We start from the raw sequence: 2172 nt of genomic DNA on the forward strand, positions 1-2172 counted from the left end.
CCGCGCGGCAAGGAGATATATTGCCAGACCGGAGGGGCGCCGGGGGCGGGAATCTGGGCGTACACATTTCCTACACATATAAGGACTCTCGGCTGGCTGGGTAAATATAAGAGGGGACCTCGTTTCCGAGATCCCCTCTTTCGCCTATCTACAGTAATAGACTCTTAAATACCTTATGCCAGCAGCTTGCGACCGGACTCTTCAATCGCGTCAAGTGCTGCATCAGCTTCGGCGGCATCCGCGCCCTTGGCAAAGATATACAGCTTGATCTTGGGCTCGGTGCCGGAAGGACGGACGATACCCTTGTTGCCACCCTCGAGATCGAACTCAACGACATTAGCCTTCGGCAGGCCGTTCACGCAGGTGTTGTAGTCCACGACGGCCTCAATCTTGGAACCGGCGAGCTCCGCGGGCGGGTTCTCGCGCAGACCAGCCATGATGCCGGCCATCTTTGCCGCACCCTCAGCGCCCGGATAGCTCAGCGAAATCGTCTTGTTGTGATAGTAGCCATACTTCTCGTACAGCTCGTGCATCGCGTCGGCGAGGTTCTTACCCTGCAGCTTGTAATACTGAGCCATCTGGCAAATCAGCAGCGAAGTGCTCACGGCGTCCTTGTCGCGCACGTGATCACCAGCCAGATAGCCGTAGCTCTCCTCAAAACCGAAGATAAAGCGATCGACTTCACCGGCATCGGAAAGCGAGGTAATGATGTCACCGATGTACTTGAAGCCCGTCAGGCAGCGACGGAGCTCAAAGCCATATTCCTCGGCCAGAGCATCGACCATGGCGGAAGAAACAATGGTAGTAACCGCGACCTTCTTAGTGAGGTCCTCGCCGCGGGCGGCACGGGTCTTGCAAATATAGTCGAGCAGCAGGACGCCCATCTCGTTACCGGTCAGCAGCAGATAGTCATCGCCATTCTTAACGGCAACGCCAACACGGTCGGCGTCGGGATCGGTCGCAAGCAGCAGATCGGGGTGAACCTGCTCGCAGAGATCGATGCCCTTCTGCATGGCTTGTCGGATCTCGGGGTTAGGATACGGGCAGGTCGGGAAATCGCCGTTAGGTTCCTTCTGCTCGGGAACAACCGTGACATCAGTGATGCCAGCGCGCTCGAGCACCGTGGTGACGGGAATGAGGCCGGTACCATTCAGCGGCGTATAGACAAGCTTGAGCGGTGCGCCGGCAATCTCCTCGGCAGAAAGATTCGTAACGCCGCGAGCGAGAACGGCGTCGTAATATCGCTCGAGGCACGAGTCATCGATCCATTTGACCAGGCCCTGCTCAAGAGCCTCATCGAAGTCCATGGACTTCACACCGGTGAACGTATCGGTCTCGGCGATAGCCTTAGAAATTGCATCGGCGGCCTCGCTGGTGATCTGGCAGCCGTCGGGGCCATAGGCCTTATAGCCGTTATACGGTGCCGGGTTATGACTAGCGGTCATGCAAATGCCACCGGAGCACTTAAGATCACGGACGGCCCAGGAGAGCGTCGGCACAGGAGAAATCTTGGGATAAACGAGGGCAGTCACGCCGTTTGCTGCAAGAATGGCAGCCGTCGTCTTAACGAACAGCTCACCTTTATTGCGGCTATCGCGAGCGATGGCAACCGTTGGATGCTCGAAGGTCGCATTGAGGTAGTCAGCGAATCCCTGGGTCGCACGACCGACCGTATAGATATTCATACGGTTAGTGCCCGCACCGATAGTGCCGCGAAGGCCGGCAGTACCGAAGGCGAGATCTTGGAAGAAAGCATCGGTGATGGCGTCCTCATCACCCTGCTCCTTCATCGTGTTAAGCTCAGCGAGGAGCTCCTCGTCCTTGACATTGGCAATCCAAGTATCAAGCAGCTCATGAACATCTGCCATGTGAGTCCTTCCGTCACAATCAATAAAACGACCCGTGTAAAACAGGACAAGCGCAGCAGTGCGCTAAAGCAAATATTAGTCCATTGAGAACAAAGAACCGACCAAAGAACGGTGAACGTCTATATTCAGCGGTGGATGATTAAATTGATTTAATTGCATAAGGAATGTTTCACGTAAACGCAAAAAAGGGGGAGGCCGCGAGGCCTCCCCCTTCTTCAAGTCATCCGACGGCTCGGTGCCGTCCACCGGTCAGCGGCGCCCTGGCCTCCCACGGGCTGGCCCCGCAGTACTCTCGGCGCGATGG

General features: G+C 56.5%; 1 protein-coding gene. It reads right to left on the bottom strand.

The features are described 5' to 3' along the window. Positions 1-173 precede the first annotated feature (173 nt). Complete coding sequence (locus tag ACRX4W_RS09690) at positions 174-1868, bottom strand: phospho-sugar mutase (RefSeq protein WP_432300260.1); 1695 nt, start codon at positions 1866-1868, stop codon at positions 174-176. Positions 1869-2172: the final 304 nt, after the last annotated feature.

This window comes from Collinsella aerofaciens (assembly GCF_964283865.1).
In the GTDB taxonomy this organism is placed as follows: domain Bacteria; phylum Actinomycetota; class Coriobacteriia; order Coriobacteriales; family Coriobacteriaceae; genus Collinsella.